The sequence below is a fragment of the Kitasatospora atroaurantiaca genome (assembly GCF_007828955.1).
In the GTDB taxonomy this organism is placed as follows: domain Bacteria; phylum Actinomycetota; class Actinomycetes; order Streptomycetales; family Streptomycetaceae; genus Kitasatospora; species Kitasatospora atroaurantiaca.
Genome location: NZ_VIVR01000001.1, coordinates 206367 through 220516 on the forward strand (window position 1 = coordinate 206367; position 14150 = coordinate 220516).

Genomic DNA, 14150 nt, shown 5'->3' on the forward strand with positions numbered 1-14150 from the left:
CACGGAGGTGGGGTCGGTGTTGGCGCGTACCGGACGGAGGAGGCCCCCGGTAGGGGCGGCCGGGCGCCTACAGGTTGAGCCGGTACTCGAAGGCGTGTGTGTCGGCAGGTAGCCCAGCGAGTCGTTGACGTGTCTCATGAACCGGGGTCGTGCGGCGCACCGTCGGGTGCCTGCCGTTACCGGGCCCAGGGCAGGACGCGGGTGCCCTCGGTGCCCGGCACCGAGGCGAGGCCGTCGGAGCGCATGGCGACGTACGCCTCGGCCGCCTGGGGGGCATGAACCTGGCGGACCACATCCGGCGGGAGGACCACGGTCTGGCCGGCCGAGATCTTCTCGGTACGGCCCTCGCAGGTGATCTCCAGGGTGCCCGCGGTGACCGTCCAGACCTGTTCGCGACTGATGGTGTGTTCGGGGCCGGTGGCACCGGCCTCCATCTCGACCGTCCAGGTGCTGAGTTCGGCGCTTCCCCGGCTGGGGGCGGCAAGGCCGGTCATGGTCGCGTTCGGGGAGACGGTGACGTTCTCCGCCGATGGGGTGATCACGTGCACGGCGGGCTCCTCGTCTTCCGCGGGGCGGCTGAGTGTGGCCCATTCGACCAGCTGGATGACGACTCCGTTCGGGTCGGTCATCTGGAACAGTCGCTCGCCCCAAGGCTCTTCGCGCAGCGGCATGGTGATGGGGGCGCCTTCGCCTCGCAGACGTACTTCTTCCGCCTCGATGCCGGTGACCGTCAGCGCCAGGATCAGGCCGGCCGCTTGCTGGTCGCGCTGCTCGGCAGGGAGAACCTCGATGCCCCGGCGGAGCAGCACGATGTCCACGGCGGCGTCGTCACGGGTCAGGGAGGCGAAGCCGTCGTCGGCCATGGCCACCCGGTAACCGAGGTGGGTGGTGAGGAAGTCGCGGGAGGCGTCCACGTCGGCGACGGTCAGGGAAAGGGTGGAGACAGAGACGTTCACGGCGGCCCCTCGGCAGGTGTGTGGTCGTGCGACGGGTGTGAAGCGGGCTGGTCGACTGTCAGCAGTTGCGGCGCGGCGCGTGCCACCGGGTACGGATGACTGCCCTGCGGCGGCCCGTGCGGGGCAGGTCGCGGAGCAGGCGGTGGGCGGCGAGGGTCGGGCCGGTGCCTTGCGCGGCGGCGAGCTCGGCGGTGTCGAGCTTTCGCATGCACGATCCCTTTCCCTCAGGCGAACTTTACGACGAACGTAATGTTAGGGGCGGCGAACCGAATAGGTCAAGGATAATTTTGCGACGGATGTAAGATTGCCCCATGAGTATCGAGACACCGGGACTCCGCGAGTCCAAGAAGCAGGAGACCAGGCAGCTGATCTCCGACCACGCCACCCGGCTCTTCCTCGAGCACGGCTTCGAAGAGACCACCATCGCCGAGATCGCCACCGCGGCCCGGGTGGCCAAGAAGACGGTCACCAACTACTTCCCACGCAAAGAGGACCTGGCCCTCGACCACCACGAGGAGTTCACCGCGAGCCTCGCCCGCGCCGTCACCGACCGGGCCGACGGCGAGTCGGCGGTCGCCGCGCTGCGGCGCGAGTTCAACGCTGCGCTCGACGAACGCGACCCCGTCGCGGGCTTCGCCGGCCCCGACTTCGCCCGCATGATCGCCGACAGTCCCACCCTCACCGCCCGCCTGCGCGACCTCCACGACCAACGGGAAGAAGCCCTCGCCGCCGCACTGGCCGCCGCCTCCCCCGCCGCGACCCCCGCCATCGCCCCCCGAGCCGCTGCGGCTCTCCTCGCCGCCGCCCACCGCCTACTGTTCCGGCGCATCCAGGAACTCACACTCGCAGGGCACCCCAACGACCGGATCGCCGCCACCCTCGCCCCTGAGGCGGCCCACGCCTTCGACCTCCTCGACGCCTCACTCAACGCCTCCCCTGACACCGCGCAGTGACCCGGTCCGCGGCCGGAGAACCTGAACGCACGACAGGTCTCCTGAGTACCGCCGACGACCAACCATCCGGGCCCGGATCTGCGGGGCCAACTCGCGGATGTCCACCCGCAGGTCCGGCTCCAGGTGGCGCAGGATGCCCTGGGTCAGGCTCATGTTGGCGGCCAGCTGGTCGACGCCCCCTGTACCGAGAGCATCCAGGAAAGGCCCGCTGAAGCCGGTGACCGCAGCGAACCGACCGAAGGCCTCGGCGTTGCCGAAGTCCCCCAGACGGCGCCAGACGGTGAACAGGTTGCGCATGTACTCGTCCCGGTGCGGCCACGGCGCGACCAGGACCAGGCTGCGCACCAGCTCGGGGCGCGTCGCCGCGACCCCGGCGGCTACGACCGAGCCGAGCGAGAAGCCAACCAGGTCGACCGGCTCGCCGCCGGCATGCTCGATCACCGCGGCGATCTCCCCGGCGACCGGCAAACCCAGGCTTAGTACTGCAACGGCTTTTTTCCGTGATGAGGCCTCAGCTCTTGGGCTATGGCCCCGTCGTCTTGTCTACGTACACTGACGGCCATGGCATGCCGCATCAGTGAGCTGATCCTCGACTGCGCCGACCCCGAGCGGCTCGCCGCTTTCTGGAGCAAGGTCCTCGGCTACGTCGAACTCGGCCGGGAGGACGACGGAAGCATCGCGATCGGGCTGCCCGACGCCGGCTTCGGCGGCCCGCAGCCCACCCTCGTCCTCAGCCCCAGCAGCGACCCGCGGACCGGGAAGCTCCCACTGCACATCGACGTCAACGCCACCGACCGCGACCAGGACGCCGAGTTGGAGCGGCTGCTCGCTCTCGGCGCCAGGCCCGTCGACGTCGGCCAGACCGGCACCGAGAGCTGGCACGTCCTGGCCGACCCGGAAGGCAACAAATTCTGCCTCCTGCGCACCCGGCTCCAGCCCCTCTGACCACGTGCGTCCGGGCGCCGAGCCGCTCGGCCCTTCGAGTGAGGCCGGGGGTTTGGCTCGTCGGTGTCAGCACTCGAGCTTGTGCTTGAGTTCCGCCTTGTTCATCGACGAGCGGCCGCGGATGTTGCGGCGGCAGGCCTCCTCGTAGAGCTGATCGTAGGTGGGGCCGTCGGCACCGGAGTGGGAGCGCTGGCCGCCCCGTTTGCTGAAGGACATGTCGCGGGTGGAGGTGCGGCTCACGGTGCGGGCCCAGTACGGTCTTTACCAGCGCCGCGGGGCTGGCTGGTGCCCTGGAAAAATCTACGGCTGATCGCCGGACCGGGCCAAGGCCCGGCCATCCGTGGCGGGGCCCTCCGGTCCGGCGTTCTGACCTGCACGGGACCTCCGGCCGACTACTGCATCAGTGCGGTGTGCGGGTGGTTCGGCGCCCCCGGGCAGGCGTAGATCTGCTGGTTGTAGCCGTCGCCGATGGTGATCATGGTCGGTCTCGCCGGGTCGGGGTAGTCGGTGTCCATGGAAACGGCGGCCTGATCCTCGTACGGGGTCCAGCTGTGCATGTCCACGTGCCGCTCTTTCGTGGCAATCGTCAGCATCGGCTCCATCCGGCTGCCGCAGACGCGGCAGTCCTGGGGTGCGGGATCGGTGAAGCTCCAGGGCGCCCAGCCGCCGGCCTTCCAACCAGGAGCGACGGACAACTCGCGGTCGTAGTACGTGTCCTCCGCCCCATAATCGGCGCTGCCCGGCTTCGCGCCGGTCTTCTGCCGGGCGCTCCACGCCTGGACCTGTGCGCGCAGGTCCGGGTCCAGCTCCACAGCCCGGGGGTACTCGGTGATCTGCTCTGGGAAGACCAGGCACGGCTCCGGCAGGTAGTCGTCGTACTGGATCGCGGGCGGCTGCGGAGGTGCGGTGAGGACATCGCCGACCGCGGCGGCGGACCGCCAGAACAGCTCGGTCCTGGGCATGTTCTCCCCCGGGTGATCGAAGGCGCACCACAGCACCTGGAGCAGGTCCGCACCTTCGGGCGGGCGCAGGTCGGGCACCTCGTGGACGTACAGCTGGGCCACGGCCAGCAGTGCGACGGGCCCCTCAGGGCAGGGGCGGCCGGCGTTGATCCGATCCACCACAGCATGTTCCTGCGGACTGTAGGAGCGAGAGCCCTGCGGTCGGTTCCGGGCAGCCGCCCGGATCTCCCGCAGCAGCCTGACATCCGCCGGGGAGGTCGCCGGCAGCAGGGCCGGCGCCCGGTGCGTGCCCTCGCAGTGCGGCCAGGGTTCGGCGGAGGGCCACAGCAGCGGCCCGCCGACCGAACTTTCCTGTGGGGACGGCGATCCCGGGCGCGGGTGCAGCCGGGTCGCCGTCCGGGCCAGCGGGGCCAGCCGCGGGAGGACCACCGCGATGTCGGCCGGCCTCGGTGGGGTTGTGCGGGTCATGCCGACCTCCATGCGGCACCGGTCTCAGTTCCCGAGATTGGGTCCGTTGTTGTAGGGGACGTTCAGGAGACTTGTCGTGTAGAAGACGGGCCATGACGCACCATTGGGCAGCTGAACCGTGGCGCTCATGTTGACACCCAGCGGGATCGTGCTGCTGGCGTCCCGGTAGACGGGCGTCACCACGTAGTACACGGCAGCAGCCTCCCCCTCGGGCAGTGCGTCCACCGCCTTCTTGACCATGATTTCGTACTGCCTCATGCTGACGTCCTTGGTGTTCATCCCCAGTTGCCAGCACGGAACGAGGTTCGCCCAGTCCTGGGTCCCGCCCCATCCTCCGAAAAGGTTGGCGATCAGGTGGCAGCGTGCGAGGCCACCGTTGGGAGCCTGCGTCTGCGCGTCCCGCCAGCCGGTGATGTCGCCGCGGGCATCGGTCCCCTTGCCCAGGTTCTTCGTCAGACAGGCCTCCGCCGTAGCGGCCCGGGCGCCGGAGGGGCCCGTCGGGTCCGCGATCTTGTTGCGGCGGGCCACGTTCTGGCTGGTGTTGACGATCCATCCGCCGCCGCTGTCCCTCCTCGGGGACGGCTTGTTGGCCAGGCAGGCGGCTTTGCCTGCAGGAGGGGGCGGCGGGGTCCCGGGGCCGGGATCCGAGGAGTTCGGCGCCGCCGGGACAGGCTTGAATTCATCGATGATGAGCTTCACGCCGGGCTTGTACGCGACGACCTGACCGCGGCGCGACAGGGCGGTCTTGAAGACCTCCGGTCCCGGGGCTGCAGTGGCCTCCGGCGCCTGCACCTGCAGTGCCGTGTAGTGCCCGTTGGGCTTGCGGACCAGGCCGTCGTAGGTGGTGGAAGGGCTGCCGAGCTGCGCCGCCTGTGCGGCGGGGAGCTGCCGGACGGCTTCAGGCGTCAGATACGCCGTGCCCGGCCTCATGTCGACCGTGCTGCCGGTCTGCTTCGCGTACGCCTTCAGGGCGGAGGCCTGCGGCTGCCTGGACGGGCTGTCGGCAGTGTCGGCACCCTGGCTCGCGGACTGGTCGGTCTGCTGCGGCGGGCCGGCCGCGTCACCGCCCTGGTTCATCGTCGCCGCCGGGTCCGGCGGATTGTCGGCGAGGCTCTGGATGGCCTGGGCTATCTGCTGGAGCAGCTGCTGGCCCCGGGACTCCAGCTGCTGCTCCTTGCTCCGGAGCGCGCCGGCCTTCGCGTCCTGTGCCTTGGAGGCGGCGGTGAGCTGGGACTGCCTGGAGCTGAGCTTGGACCGCTCTGCGTCGAGTTGGGACTGCTCGTTCTGGAGGCTGCTCTTCTCTGCCTGGAGCTGGGCCTGCTCGGCCCTCAGTTCGCTCGCCTCGGCCTCGTAGGCGTTGGCCGCAGCGGCCTGCGCGGGCAGTTGGAAGGTGTTCGGCTTGCTGTTGTGGGCGTCGATCCTGGCGGACAGGGCCGCCGCGCGCGTGTTGAAGCTGCCGGTCTTCTGGTCCACGGCAGCGGTCTTGGTGTTGAACGCCGCGGTGTCATTGCGCAAGGCGGCGGCATTCTTGGTGATCTCCTCCGCCTCGGCGACCACGTCCTTCGCCTGTTGCGCTATCTCGGCTTCCTGTCGGTTGAAGTCCTCGACCTCCTGAGCGAGGGCCGCTGAGGCGGCCTCGATGCCCCCGAACGGAACCAGGGGGGCGACGGTGCCCGACTGTGCCAGGACAGCCATGGCACCGGTGGTCGCGCTCGCCCGCGCCCCCGCGCCGACGATCGGTACCAGGACCGCCACCAGCACCAGGAGGACGAAACGCCGCACGGTTCGCCGGAAGCGAGCGGCCGGCTTGTGCGGGTGCGCGGTCATCCGCTCACCTTCCCGGTGAGCGCGTCGGCGAGCTTCGCGGTGGTCGGCTGGCCGTCGCCCGCCTGGCAGACGGCGACCTGTACGAGACTCGTGCCCTTCACACGTGCCTGGTGGTAGCAGGCCCACTTCGCGCTGCCGCCCTGTGACGCCGTCCACGCCACGGCGACCGGGGTGGGAGGCTGTGCCGTGTAGGCCCACTTCGAGGTGCGACCTGCCTGGTCGGTGCGTGTCGAGGACGGGCACTTGGTGAGACCGGCGGTGAGGGTCTGGAAGGCCGTACCGGCCTTCTCGCCGTCCGGGAACACGCCGATGACCTGGTTCACGGTGTAGGCGCCCGTGTCCCCGGCGTCCTGGTAGGTCGCCGACAGGAACGCGGTCCACGCCTGCCCGTAGACCGACTGGGTCGTCGGCCCCACCGCCACGGCGCAGTCCGACGGCGACACCGTCAGCGGGGCGTGGGGCCGGTTCGACCGGGAGCCGGCGACCAGCGTCGTCCCGGCCAGTCGGCTGACGCTGTCAGGGCTGAGGAGGTCCGCGTCGACCGTACCCGCGGCGATGTGCGGCGGAAGGCCTGTCGGCTGCTGCGGCCAGGCCCACCACCCGACGCCGGCCAGTACGAGGCAGGGAACGACCGCAGCCAGGAGCAGCCGCCAGTGACGCAGTGCTCGAGCGAGCCGGCGCGTACTCGGACCTTGTGAACGCGAGGGCTGCGGAGTCAGTGCCTGCTGCAGCGGCCCCGCCCCTGGGGTCTGCGGCCGGCTGGGGGGTGCCGGTGCCGCAGGGTCTGTCTTCCAGTAGTGCTCTGTCACGCCTTGCTCCTTGTCGTGGTGTTCCTGCCGGTGCTCTTTGGCGCCCCGAAGCCGCCTTGGGCACGGTGGGTCGGATGTGGGTGGTCAGCGGTGGCACGAGGCGCTGAGGAGGAGCAGCAGGATCGCGGTGGTGATGAAGGTGAGGCAGCCGGTGCCGCCGCCCGGGTACTTGAAGTGGGTCTCGACCCGGCCGCCGGGGGTGCTGGTGCGTCCGGTGAGGTAGACGTTGGATCCGGTGCAGCTGCCGACATCAGAAGTGGCGGCCCTGATGAGTGATGGTGGCGTTCGTGCTGATCGGAGCACAGGCCAGAGCACCGGCCTTATATGACCGGTCGTCATGTGACCTGACCGTCGCCCTCCAGGACAAGTTCGGCGAGGCCGGCAGGCGGATGCTTGTCGTGGGGGTGAACGGCTGCACTTCGGTCACGTCTGAGGTGACCGAGTCCGCCCACCCGCCAGAAATCGAACGCTCGCCGATCAATCTCCGGTCGACGGAACGTGCCCGCGCGCTGTCAGGACCGGTGGACATGCTGATCGCGGTGTGCGGCACCGACAACGGCCACGACGTCTTCTGGCTCCGCAGCCCGGACACCCACCCGAACGAGTGGACCATCGTGGTGAGCCAGGCTCGTGACCACCACTGGTTTCACTTCGACGGCGGCCTCGCCGCCTTTCTGAGCGCGATCATGTCCGGCCGGAAGCCCGCGCACGTGAGGAGGCCTGACCCCGGCGAGTACACCAGCCTCAGGCGCGCCCTCCAGCGGCTCAATCACGGCTGACAGAGCCCACTCCCTGATCGGATCACGGTGTCCCCACCCGCGTTCCCAGGGAGGCAGCGATGCCCCACCGCATGCCCGCCACCGGCAGCACCTCCACGCCGGCCCACCAGGCCCGAGCCCCCCAGGTCCGCCCGGTGCCTTCCGAGGCCGCGGCCCCCGGCGCCCGGCCGCACCTGCCACCCACCGGATCCCGCACCACGCATCCGGCCCGGCGCAGGTCAGGACGCACCACGACGCTCGCCCACCACCTCCTCGTCGTACTCGCCGCCCTGGCCGCCCTCCTCGGAACCGCTGCACCCCCCGCCACAGCCGCCCCCGACACCCCGGACGCCTTCACCATCACCGCCGACCTCCACGACGGCATGATCGCCCAATTCGGCTCCGCCTATTACCTCTACGGCACCGCATACGGCTGCGGCTTCACCTGGTCACGCTCCGGCACACCCTGGTGCGGCTTCGGCGCCGCCCGCGCCGACAGCAGAGAAGGCCCGTACTCCCCTCCCACCCCGCTGTTCAGCCCGACCGACATCGACCCCTACACCGGGCACGACTACCGATGGCTGTGCGGATCCACCGGACAGGGCTGCTTCAACCCCCGCATGATCCAACGCACCGGCTGGGGCGCCGACGACGGCGCCTACATCCTCTGGTTCAACGCCCCCAAGGCCATTGCCGACGGCGCCACATCCGCCTATTACGTCATGGGCTGCAACAGCCCCACCGGACCCTGCGGAACAACCGCCGGCCCGCCCTACGGCTCAACTCACCGCCCCACCCTCCACCAATGCGCCGGAGCCGACGGCGACTTCACGCTCGCCAACGACCAGACAGGAGCCGCCGTCCTCTGCACCCTCGCAGGCCCCACCATGTCCCTCGCGATCGAACGCCTCACCGCCTGGGGCTCCGACGGCACCAACACCGGCACCACCAACCTCGCCAACCTCACCCACGTCGAATCCCCCGGCATCTACCAGGACGCCGCCACCGACACCTGGATCACCACCTACAGCGACCCCAACTGCGGCTACTGCACCGGCACGGGCACCGGTTACGCCACCGCGCCCGGCCTCCTCGGCCCCTGGACCGCCCCCACCAACCTCGGCATCAACCCCCCGCCCACCGGCCGACGCGACCTCTCCGCCACCAGCTGCGGCGGACAACCCCGCACCATCTCCCACCTCGACGGGCAACCCTGGCAAGGCATCGACCTCTGGACCGGCACCCTCAACCAGACGGCCGCCCGCCTCCACTACGAACCACTGCACTACACCCCCACCACCGGCGCCGCCGGTGACGCACAGCCTTGGAAACCCCCCTTCACCCCGTTCACCTGTGCGTAGAGCTCAGTTCACGCGGACACTGACGGCCTTTCTCAGCTGACGGCGTCGAGCAGCAGTTTCGCGGCCACCGTCGCCCCGTCGGTGCGGAACGTGTCGGCCACGGCCCTCGCTCGTGCGCGGGTCTCGGGGGTCAGGGCCGTCCTGAGCGCGGCCGACAGGGACTCGACGGTCGGGGTCGGACCGTCGTGTGCCGCGCCGATGCCCAAGTCGGCCACCCGGCCGGCGAAATACGGCTGGTCCGCCCCCTGGGGTACCACCACCTGAGGCGCGCCGGCCCAGGTGGCCGTCGTCGTGGTGCCCGCCCCGCCGTGGTGCACGACGGCCGCCGCCCGGCGGAACAGTGCCTGATGGTTGACCTCGCCGACGACGAAGCAGTCGTCCTGGTCGTCGATCAGGGCCAGCTCGGCCCAGCCCCGGGAGACGAGAACGCGGCGGCCCTGCGCGCGGATCGCCTCGATGGCCACCCGGGCGACGTCCTCCGGATCGCGCATGGGGATGCTGCCGAAGCCCACGTACACCGGTGGTGTGCCGGCGTCCAGGAACGCCACCAGCTCGGCGGGGAGCGGGCGTTCGTCCGGCAGGACCCACGCGCCGGTCTGCACCACGTCGAGGCCCGCCGGCTGCTGCCACGGGGCCAGGACCGGGTCCGCGGCCAGCCACGGGTGGTCGGTGAAGACGTGGTCGCGGACGTTGTCCACCGGCGGCAGGCCGATCGACGCCCGGTGGGTGTTGATCGCCTCGCCGAACACCGCCTGCGCGTCCTGGGCGTCCCGGTCCCACAGCACCCGATTGTCGGTCACATCCGAAGGGAGCGGCCGGCCCGGCCGCGGGATCGGCGGGTGGTGCGGCGACGGCAGGCTGACCGGCTGGTAACTCGCGTACACGTAGCGGATGCCCAGCTTCTCGGCGACCGACTTCACGCCGGCCACGGCCGGCACGAGGCCGGTCGCCACCAGCACATCACACCCCTCGGCTGCCTCGGTGACGTTGTCATAGAACGCGGCGACCAACTCGGCCGCGCGCCGGGGCACGCCTGCCGCCGACGGCGGCGTCTTCCCGGTCACCAACTCGCGCACCGACTGGCCGGTCGGCACCATCTCCACGCCGACCCCGGCCAGCCGCTTCGCGAACTCCTCGTCCGGCGGCGCGCACACCCGCACCTCCGCGCCGAGTTCCAGCAACCGCACCGCAAGTCCCACCAGCGGTTCGATGCCCCCGCGCGAGTCATACCCCGACAACAGCACACGCATTTCGTGACTCTCGTTTCCGTAGGTTCTTGCTCAGGTCGGTGATTCTGCGGCACGACCCGGGTCTTGCCGCAAGCCCCCCGGTGCGCTATATGTTGAGAGTGGAAAGGCGTGGGTACTCCCCTTTTCCCTTCATCGTCCGCTGTGGACGGACAACCTCCTCGCGAAACGGCGGCGCGCAGCGTACCGCGGCACCGTCCACCCTGGGGGTCTCCCATAGGCCTACGGATGCAGCCGAGGAACGAGAAGTTCTCCACCCTGCGGGTCAGTTGCACGTCCCGTTCGGGTCAAGGAGCTACGGGCAGGTGACGGGGCCGCCGCAAGGCCGGGCCGGGTAAGGGCCGTTCAGCCGCGTAGGGTGGTCGTGGCCCGATTTCAGATCGTCGCCTTGACGGTGCGCCGCCGGAGCAGGTGTTCGACGCTGCGATGTCAGCCGGCGGCGCCATGGCCGATTCGGTGGGCAGCAACGGCGGAGAAGGCAGGATTCGAACCTGCGCGGGCTTGCACCCGACCAGGGCCGGAGCCCTGGTCCCCGATAAACCACTCCGGGCACCTCTCCCAGCAGAGCCGGCCCAGCACACCGCGAGCCAACTCCTGTGCTGTGAGGCCTGGTTCTCGCGGCCCCCTGCACACCCATGACTATTCACCTCCACCCTGACCGGACGCTGACACCCCACTGACCCGGCTCCGGACCGGCAGGCGTGGCGCACCACGAAAGCCCCGCCGGCGACCGCAGCGGACGCGAGGGCACACCTGTGGCCGAACCGTGTTCACCGGCGTGGCTCGGGGATTACACTCGCGGCCTGACGCATGGTCAGACCGGTGCCGGTGAGGCCACCGGTGCGCGGGGGGACTGCTCCGGGGGGCTGGTGTGGTGCAGGGGTCGGTGCGCGGGGATTCACGGCTCGGCGGTATGCCGACGACCGCCAAGTACGAGGTCGACACGCTCTTCAAGGACCTGATCGACCAGTTCAGCGGCGCCCGGCTGCCGATGCCGGTCGTCGTGCTGTACGCCGAGGAGGCCGACGCCGGGCTCGACCGGGAGGTCGAGGACGTGGTGAACGCCGTTCAGGAGGCCCAGGAGAGCGGCAACTTACCCCATCGCGTGGTCGCAGCCCCCGAGGGGGGCGACCCGCACCACAACGCCATCGGCATCCTCGACGGGCTCGCCCGCGGCCCGTGGGCCAGGCGGGGACCTTCCTGGTACCGCAGCTACGCCTTCCCCCGCTCACGTCTGGTGGCGGCCGTCGAGGCCGCCGCCCAGCACGTGGTGGGGACTGCGGGAGACGCAGCCGCTCAGCCGCTGGACGACCTGGTGGAAGCCGCCCTGGCCCGCCTGCGGGACCTGCACTGGCGGTCGGAGCCGCGTGCCACCCGCGGCGAGCTCCAGCAGACGCTGTCGCCGCTGCTCAACTCGACCACGCTGATCGGCGCGTTCGTGCTGGCCGGCCTGACCACGCTGCTGACCCAGGCGCACTGGGAGGTCGTGCTCGGCGTGGTGATGGCCTCGTTCCTGCTGCTGACGGTGACCGGCTGGGTCCGCCGCAACACCGCGCCGCTGTCCTGGCTGGGGCAGGCCAGCCGCTGGTTCGCCACCACCACCTTCCTCGCCGCCTCCGGCCGCCAGGCCGCCGCCTGGTCCATCTGGCGGCCCCGGATGTCCTGGGACGTCACCCAGGCGCGCGCCCGGGAGGTGGCCGGCGAGATCATCAAGGCTCGGCTGGACACCACACCGGCGGATGAGAAGGACCGGGCCCAGCAGTTCCACCTCCAACTGCGCACGCTTGCCCTGCTGGAGGACCTGCGGTCCGCGCACCGCGCCTGGGCGCCGGACCTGCGGGGCCGAAAGCGCAGGGTCCCGCCCGTCGTCTTCATGCCCAGGGCGGGCGCGGACAACGGCGGCCTCAAGGTGCTCAGCGCCATCAGTGACGTCCGCAGCCGCCGCAGCGAGCAGGACCCGCTGCTGGTGCTGGCCGGCGTCGCCCAGGCCGACGTCGCGGCCTGGCTGGAGGCGGAGAGTCCGGGGCCGGCGCCCGTCCACTCGGGCGGGCCGCGCCGCAACAGCCCGTACGAGACCTGGGTGAGCAATCTGCGGGTGCGGCAGGCGCCGAGTCGTGGCCGCGCGCTGGCCTGGACGCTCCCGGTGCGGCTCAGCAGGCTGCAGTTGAGTGCCGGGAACACCACCGGTCTCGTCGCCGTTCCCGTGCGGCGCACGCTGTGGTTCCTGTGGTCTCGCTGGACGGTCCTGCTCGTGCTGGTCCTCGCGGCCGCCGCCGGGCTGCTGCGCACCCAGCAGCTCTCCCATCAGTACTGCGAGGGGCGGCTGTTGGGCTCGAACCACGACGCGGTCCGGCGGCAGGACCCGGGTGGCACCCGGGAGTGTGTCGGCGTGGCGACCGGCGGTGTCTCCTTCAGTACGGACCACGACGTCCACCTGAGCGGGACGCTGCCCGGACAGGACACGGACGGGCACCGGGCCGGGGCGGGCATCACGCTCGGCACGCTGGAGGAGGCCATCGCCCGGGAGAACGACCGCGTCTCGGCGCTGCCCGACGTCCAGTACATCACCGTCGTCTACGCGGGGGCGCTCACCACCGCCGCCGGGCAGGAGACACGGGCGCTCAACAGCCTCAAGGAGCTCGCCGGGGTGCACCTCGCCCAGCTGCGCAACAACGCGGGCGACCCGTTGAAGATCAAGGTCCTGGTGGCCAACGGCGGCCAGGACATGTACTTCCAGACCGAGATGGTCGAGCGGATCGTCGGTGTGGCGAGCCGGGACCACTCGATCGCCGGGGTGGTCGGCCTCGGCCGCGACACCACCGACAGCGACACGGCGATCGGCCTGCTCCAGCGCGCCGGGCTGGCCGTCGTCGACACCACCAACTCCGGCACGGACCTGGCCAAACGGCACGTCAACTACTTCGGGCTGGCCGCGACCGACCAGGAGGAGGCCGCCGCGCTCCGCAGGATCGTCGACGGACTCGGGCTGCCCGCCTCCGACCGCTGGGCCGCCGTGCTCACCCGGCGGCCCAGTCGCGACGACCAGTACAGCGTGGAGCAGGCGAAGTACGGTACCCAGATGCTCCTCGACGCGGGCTTCCAGCTGGCCGGGGGCAGGCCGCTCGAGTACGGCCTGACCAGCAACGGCGATCCCGACTACGAGGAGGCGCTGCGGGCGAGCTGCCAGTCCGGGCACCGGCTCGCCGTGGTCTACCTGGCCGGCCGCGCGGACGACGTGAACCAGCTGATGCGGCGTCTGGCCGCCGACGCGGGCTGCAACCACCCGCTGACGGTGCTGACCGGTGACGACCTGACGAAGGCCCAGTTCCGCACCGGCGCCACCTGGATAGCTCCTCAGGCGACGCTGTACTACACGGCGTTGACGGACCCCGCGGTCACCGCCCGTTCCTCGGACCTGGCGGACGCGGCCGCCGCGGAGCTGCGGATCAGCCCCCAGCCGGCCGGCGGGAACCCGTACGAGGACGACGTCTTCTCGGACGGTGCGGTCGCCCTGGCCTACGACGCGACCGCCGCGCTGCACGCGGGCGCGGCCAAGGCCGGGGCCTCGCAGGACGGCGGGCTCGCTGCAGTGATGGCCGGTCTGCGGGCGGTCGACATGAAGAACCGGGCCACCGGAACGATCGACTTCCGGGACACCCGGCCGCTGGCGACCGACACCCAGCCCGGGCACGGCATCAACATCATCCGGGTGGGCAGGGCGGCCGACGGCAGCGTCCGGATCGAACGGATCTGCGGACGCCCCGCGGGCGACACCGGGGAGCTGCAGGGCTGCCGGCCGTGAGGGGCGCGGGGCAACCGATCAGGATCGGCTACCCGAGGGGCGCGCCCGCCGCCTCACCTCCC

General features: G+C 71.0%; 12 protein-coding genes, 1 tRNA gene and 2 pseudogenes. 5 read left to right on the top strand and 10 right to left on the bottom strand.

Translation table 11 applies throughout. The features are described 5' to 3' along the window. Positions 1 to 176: 176 nt before the first annotated feature. Positions 177 to 956, bottom strand: coding sequence for a VOC family protein (locus FB465_RS00945; RefSeq protein ID WP_145786681.1), 780 nt, complete (start codon positions 954 to 956; stop codon positions 177 to 179). Positions 957 to 1014: 58 nt separating this feature from the next. Continuing rightward, positions 1015 to 1164, bottom strand: coding sequence for a hypothetical protein (locus FB465_RS35480; protein WP_170290450.1), 150 nt, complete (start codon positions 1162 to 1164; stop codon positions 1015 to 1017). Between the two features lie 103 nt (positions 1165 to 1267). Between FB465_RS35480 and FB465_RS00950 the strand changes: the two genes are divergently transcribed. After that, complete coding sequence (locus FB465_RS00950) at positions 1268 to 1909, top strand: TetR/AcrR family transcriptional regulator (protein ID WP_145786683.1); 642 nt, start codon at positions 1268 to 1270, stop codon at positions 1907 to 1909. Here FB465_RS00950 and FB465_RS00955 read toward each other — a convergent pair. Next, positions 1877 to 2431 (bottom strand): annotated as a pseudogene (locus FB465_RS00955) (alpha/beta fold hydrolase); the annotation flags it as partial. The gene FB465_RS00950 and the pseudogene FB465_RS00955 overlap by 33 nt on opposite strands. Positions 2432 to 2470: 39 nt before the next feature. Between FB465_RS00955 and FB465_RS00960 the strand changes: the two are divergent. Further along, positions 2471 to 2854 (top strand): VOC family protein, encoded by a 384-nt coding sequence (locus FB465_RS00960; RefSeq protein WP_145786686.1) that lies wholly within the window; start codon positions 2471 to 2473, stop codon positions 2852 to 2854. 66 nt (positions 2855 to 2920) lie between these two features. On the opposite strand, the pseudogene FB465_RS00965 reads toward FB465_RS00960, so the two are convergent. From FB465_RS00965 to FB465_RS00985, 5 genes and pseudogenes are all read right to left on the bottom strand, one after another. Next, positions 2921 to 3103 (bottom strand): annotated as a pseudogene (locus FB465_RS00965) (plasmid stabilization protein); the annotation flags it as partial. Positions 3104 to 3246: 143 nt separating this feature from the next. Then, on the bottom strand, positions 3247 to 4284 hold the full coding sequence (locus FB465_RS00970; RefSeq protein ID WP_145786688.1) for a hypothetical protein: 1038 nt from the start codon (positions 4282 to 4284) through the stop codon (positions 3247 to 3249). 24 nt (positions 4285 to 4308) lie between these two features. After that, a complete protein-coding gene (locus tag FB465_RS00975) occupies positions 4309 to 6111 on the bottom strand; it encodes a DNA/RNA non-specific endonuclease (RefSeq protein ID WP_145786690.1) in 1803 nt (600 codons plus the stop codon). Further along, positions 6108 to 6920: a sensor domain-containing protein gene (locus tag FB465_RS00980; RefSeq protein WP_145786692.1), complete on the bottom strand. Its 813-nt coding sequence runs from the start codon at positions 6918 to 6920 to the stop codon at positions 6108 to 6110. Before FB465_RS00980 ends, FB465_RS00975 begins: the two co-directional genes overlap by 4 nt. An 84-nt stretch (positions 6921 to 7004) precedes the next feature. Beyond that, positions 7005 to 7223 carry a hypothetical protein gene (locus tag FB465_RS00985; protein WP_145786694.1) on the bottom strand — a complete coding sequence of 73 codons (219 nt, stop codon included), beginning with the start codon at positions 7221 to 7223 and terminating at the stop codon, positions 7005 to 7007. Between FB465_RS00985 and FB465_RS00990 the strand changes: the two genes are divergently transcribed. Together FB465_RS00990 and FB465_RS00995 are read left to right on the top strand one after the other, a co-directional pair. Then, positions 7208 to 7699 carry a hypothetical protein gene (locus tag FB465_RS00990; RefSeq protein ID WP_145786696.1) on the top strand — a complete coding sequence of 164 codons (492 nt, stop codon included), beginning with the start codon at positions 7208 to 7210 and terminating at the stop codon, positions 7697 to 7699. The two genes, FB465_RS00985 and FB465_RS00990, sit on opposite strands and share 16 nt — an antisense overlap. Before the next feature lie 59 nt (positions 7700 to 7758). After that, positions 7759 to 9039, top strand: a complete 1281-nt coding sequence (locus FB465_RS00995) for a glycoside hydrolase family protein (protein ID WP_145786698.1) — start codon at positions 7759 to 7761, stop codon at positions 9037 to 9039. 32 nt (positions 9040 to 9071) lie between these two features. On the opposite strand, the gene FB465_RS01000 is transcribed toward FB465_RS00995, so the two are convergent. Together FB465_RS01000 and FB465_RS35485 are read right to left on the bottom strand one after the other, a co-directional pair. Then, a complete protein-coding gene (locus FB465_RS01000) occupies positions 9072 to 10289 on the bottom strand; it encodes a glycosyltransferase (protein ID WP_145786700.1) in 1218 nt (405 codons plus the stop codon). Between the two features lie 467 nt (positions 10290 to 10756). Then, positions 10757 to 10845: transfer RNA gene (locus FB465_RS35485), tRNA-Arg, on the bottom strand. Positions 10846 to 11199: 354 nt separating this feature from the next. Between FB465_RS35485 and FB465_RS01005 the strand changes: the two genes are divergently transcribed. Then, positions 11200 to 14088, top strand: a complete 2889-nt coding sequence (locus tag FB465_RS01005; RefSeq protein ID WP_145786701.1) for a hypothetical protein — start codon at positions 11200 to 11202, stop codon at positions 14086 to 14088. The last annotated feature ends 62 nt before the right edge of the window (positions 14089 to 14150 follow it).

Bases quoted from the DNA above. Each gene is read 5' to 3' on its own strand.
- FB465_RS01005 (WP_145786701.1), top strand. From the start codon at position 11,200: ATGCCGACGACCGCCAAGTACGAGGTCGACACGCTCTTCAAGGACCTG.
- FB465_RS35480 (WP_170290450.1), bottom strand. From the start codon at position 1,164: ATGCGAAAGCTCGACACCGCCGAGCTCGCCGCCGCGCAAGGCACCGGC.
- FB465_RS00970 (WP_145786688.1), bottom strand. From the start codon at position 4,284: ATGACCCGCACAACCCCACCGAGGCCGGCCGACATCGCGGTGGTCCTC.
- FB465_RS00950 (WP_145786683.1), top strand. From the start codon at position 1,268: ATGAGTATCGAGACACCGGGACTCCGCGAGTCCAAGAAGCAGGAGACC.
- FB465_RS01000 (WP_145786700.1), bottom strand. From the start codon at position 10,289: ATGCGTGTGCTGTTGTCGGGGTATGACTCGCGCGGGGGCATCGAACCG.
- FB465_RS00995 (WP_145786698.1), top strand. From the start codon at position 7,759: ATGCCCCACCGCATGCCCGCCACCGGCAGCACCTCCACGCCGGCCCAC.
- FB465_RS00975 (WP_145786690.1), bottom strand. From the start codon at position 6,111: ATGACCGCGCACCCGCACAAGCCGGCCGCTCGCTTCCGGCGAACCGTG.
- FB465_RS00960 (WP_145786686.1), top strand. From the start codon at position 2,471: ATGGCATGCCGCATCAGTGAGCTGATCCTCGACTGCGCCGACCCCGAG.